Origin of the sequence: Paraburkholderia sp. (assembly GCF_035656215.1) — a bacterium.
Classification (GTDB): Bacteria; Pseudomonadota; Gammaproteobacteria; order Burkholderiales; family Burkholderiaceae; genus Paraburkholderia.
The window spans coordinates 1-3538 of record NZ_DASRSY010000309.1; the positions used below are offsets into that span (position 1 = coordinate 1).

The following is a 3538-nucleotide window of genomic DNA, read 5'->3' on the forward strand; positions in this document are numbered from 1 at the left end:
CCGTATCCTGGGCGATGGGCGTTTACGTCTGCCGACGGCAACGAGATTGCGGTGAACGTGGCAGGGCGCTTTGACAGCAATCAGGTGGCTGCGGTGAATGCGGGCGTGCTGGGCGGCATGGGGATAGGGGTCGCTGCCTTCTGGCAGATTCAGGAATGGGTCGAGGCAGGAAAGGTCGAGGTTTTGCTGGCGGATTTTCAGCTTACGCCCTTGCCATTGCATGCGATGTGGGCGAAGACACGGCGCTTGCCGCAGAGGACACGGCTGCTGGTCGATTTCCTGGCTGTCAAACTGGGGACGCTGTAGTTTTTCGTCCACCGTGGGGTTTGTGTGGACCCTGGCGGCTTGAGCGGACTTCGCCGTGAAAGCAGTGCGGCAGCAGGTGTAATGCTCCATTGTGCTACGCTTGCCAGACCGAAAACCAAGTAGCGTGACCCCGCCATTATCATGCGTTCCTGGCGCATATCCACACCGCCCCGCAGCGGGCACATCAACACGTCGCGTGTTACCGACCTTGTCATGTCAATCTCGCATGCCGACCCGGACGCGCTCGCTGCAAGCATTCTGAAAACCGTTGGCGACACGCTTCCTGTTTCGCAGTGCACGATCTTCGCTTACGAATTCGATGCGAGACCGCGCACCGTTTCCGCCGCCGACCATCGCGGCGGCCGCTTTCTCCGTGATGTCGCCGACCGCTACGCCACGTACTTCTATGCGCTCGACGGCAACCGCGCCATCGTCGGCGGCCCGCCCGCGAAACAGGCGCGCGAGGCATTAGTGCTGCACCAGCAGCAAAGCGAAGAAATCGAAAACGAAGCCTATCGCGCTGCCTGCTATGCGCAGCCCAACGTGTCCGACCGGCTATCGTTGCTCCTGCAACCAATGGAAAGCGTCTGGCTGTCGATCAATCTGTATCGCGACAGCGCTTACGGCATGTTCCAGCCAGGCGAACTGGAGCACGTGGAAAGCGTGGCGCATCTGCTCGCGCACGCCGCGAAAAGCCATTACGCACTCAACGGGCAGCATCAGCAAGGTACGGCGGCCGCGATGCTGGCACGCGTGAGACGCGCATGCCCGGCGCTTACGCCGCGCGAGATCGACGTGCTACGCGGCGTGCTCGAAGGCGCAAGCGCCACCGAGATCGCCGAACAAATGGGCGTCAAGGCCACGAGCGTGATTACGTATCAGAAGCGCGCTTACGCGCGGTTGGGTATCTCCAGCCAGCGCCAGTTGTTCGCGCTATGTCTGCTGCCTGAACGGTCCTGATCCTGCACGCGGCGTTGTGGCCTTAGATCGAATGCGCCGCAAGCTATTTTCCGCCGAGAAGCAGCGCAAAGCGCAAATTGAATTCGCGTCGAACAACTTACCCGCGCTTCGCCCGTGCATCGGCCTGCGTCTCACGATCCCAGCGCTTCAGCCACGGCATGATGAATTCCGCGAATCCATCTGCCGGCGGTGACAGTGCACGTTCAGTCGAGCGATACATGCACACCTCGCGGATGGTTTCCGGATCGACGATCCGCTTCATCATCAGCCCGAAAGTTCGCGCGAGCGGCGCGACATAGGCGGGCGCGAGCGTCACGGCAAGCCCCTGTGAGGCCAGACCGAACGCCGTGGTGACGTTGTCCACCACGTCCACGGGAATGATGCGTGCCTCCACTGGCAGATTGGCGAGCATCTGTTCGACTGCGCGCTCGTGATCGCGGCCGGTGGCGACAATCGGCACGTCGCGCAAATGCTGCCACTGCACCCGGCGCCGCGCGTTCAGCGGATGCGTCGGCGCGCACCACATCACCCACGGGCTTGCGAAGGCTGGATCGCAACGCACCCGTGTGCCGCTTTGGCGATCCGGGCCGATTGCGAGATCCACGTCGCCGCTTTCCACGCGCTCCACCAGTTGTTCGACCACGGTGTCGCAGATGCGCACGACCACCTTCGGTTTGTCGCGCGCATATTCGGCGATGGCCGCTGGCAGCGCGGTCGCCGCGAGCACCAGTGGTGCGCCGACTCGCACGATGCCGGCCGCGCGATTGCGGATATCGTCGGCGGATTGGGCCGCCGCACGCACATAGCGCAACACGGATTCGGCCGACGACAGAAAATCCTGCCCCGCGCTCGACAGATTGACGCGCCGCGTCGTACGGTCGAAGAGGCGAAAGCCCAGTTCCGTTTCCAGTTCGGCCAGCAACTGGCTGACCGCCGACGAGGTCAGCCCGAGCCGTTCCGCCGCCGCGCCGATACTGTGCAAATCGACGATAGCGAGAAACGCTTCGAACTGACGGATGGTGACGCGTGTAAGTGGCATCAGGCGATTCTAAAGAAAAACTTACTAATCGTGAAAAATCGATTGATTGTGTGTGGCGCGTCATTGGCCGACACTCGTCCTGATCGACGCGAAGCAGGAAACGCGCTTAGACTTCCGTCTCGCCCACGCGGCTACGATCAGATTGCAACAGCCTACCTCCAGGGTATACGCAGGCGACAGTCAAGCCCGATGCAGGGCTCCACTCAAGGAATTGCCATGTTCGACCACATTCCCGCCTATCCCGGCGACCCGATTCTGAGCCTGAACGAGGACTTTCAAGTTGACCCGCGGCCCAACAAGGTCAACCTGAGCATCGGCATCTATTTCGACGACGCCGGCAAACTGCCGGTGATGGACGCCGTACGGCGCGCCGAAACCGCGCTACTCGATTCGATCGGCCCGCGCTCCTACCTGCCGATGGCGGGCCTGCCGCTTTACCGCGACGCAGCGCAAGCGCTAGTGTTCGGCGAGGCCAACGAAGCGCGTGCAGCGGGCCGGATTGCGACGTTGCAAACAATAGGCGGCTCAGGTGCGCTGAAAGTCGGCGCCGATTTTCTGAAGCGCTATTTCCCGGCCTCACAGATGTGGATCAGCGATCCGAGCTGGGAAAACCATCGCGTCGTGTTCGAAGGCGCGGGTCTCACAGTCAACACGTATCCGTACTACGACGAACAGACCGGCGGCTTGCGTTTCGCCGACATGATCGACACGATCGGCCGCTTGCCGGAACAGAGCATCGTGCTGCTGCACGCGTGCTGCCACAATCCGACCGGCGTCGATCTGAGCCCGGCGCAATGGGCGGAACTGGTGCCGGTATTGCAGCGCCGCAAACTGATTGCGTTTGTCGACATGGCGTATCAGGGTTTCGGCGCGGGTCTCGAAGAGGACGCCGCCTGCGTGCGTTTGCTGGCCGACGCGGGTGTGCCGCTGATCGCCGCCAATTCGTTCTCAAAGAATTTCTCGCTATACGGCGAGCGCTGCGGCGCATTGAGCGTGGTGTGCAAGAGCACGGAAGAGGCGGCCCGCGTGCTTGGTCAATTGGCGTCGACGGTGCGTGCCAACTACAGCAATCCGCCGACACATGGCGCGCGCCTCGTGGCTAACGTACTGTTGGACACGTCCTTGCGCGCTTCATGGGAGGCGGAGCTCGCCACCATGCGTGAACGGATTCTCGCCATGCGCGGCACGATTCACGAAGGCCTCGCAGGCCGCGTCGATGAAGTGATGCGAGAG

Annotated in this window: 4 protein-coding genes; 3 read left to right on the plus strand and 1 reads right to left on the minus strand. The window is 62.2% G+C overall.

Annotated features, from left to right (window positions below; genetic code table 11):
- Both VFE81_RS17615 and VFE81_RS17620 read left to right on the plus strand, forming a co-directional pair.
- The coding region (locus VFE81_RS17615; RefSeq protein WP_325045820.1) for a LysR substrate-binding domain-containing protein at nucleotides 1-306 on the plus strand (306 nt) is incomplete at its 5' end.
- A gap of 141 nt (nucleotides 307-447) precedes the next feature.
- Nucleotides 448-1266: a helix-turn-helix transcriptional regulator gene (locus tag VFE81_RS17620; RefSeq protein ID WP_325045821.1), complete on the plus strand. Its 819-nt coding sequence runs from the start codon at nucleotides 448-450 to the stop codon at nucleotides 1264-1266.
- A gap of 97 nt (nucleotides 1267-1363) precedes the next feature.
- Here the strand turns inward: VFE81_RS17620 and VFE81_RS17625 are convergent, their stop codons facing one another.
- On the minus strand, nucleotides 1364-2305 hold the full coding sequence (locus tag VFE81_RS17625) for a LysR family transcriptional regulator (RefSeq protein WP_325045822.1): 942 nt from the start codon (nucleotides 2303-2305) through the stop codon (nucleotides 1364-1366).
- A 216-nt stretch (nucleotides 2306-2521) separates the two neighbouring features.
- On the opposite strand from VFE81_RS17625, the gene VFE81_RS17630 reads away from it, so the two are divergent.
- A partial coding sequence (locus VFE81_RS17630) for an amino acid aminotransferase (protein ID WP_325045823.1) occupies nucleotides 2522-3538 on the plus strand: 1017 nt, incomplete at its 3' end.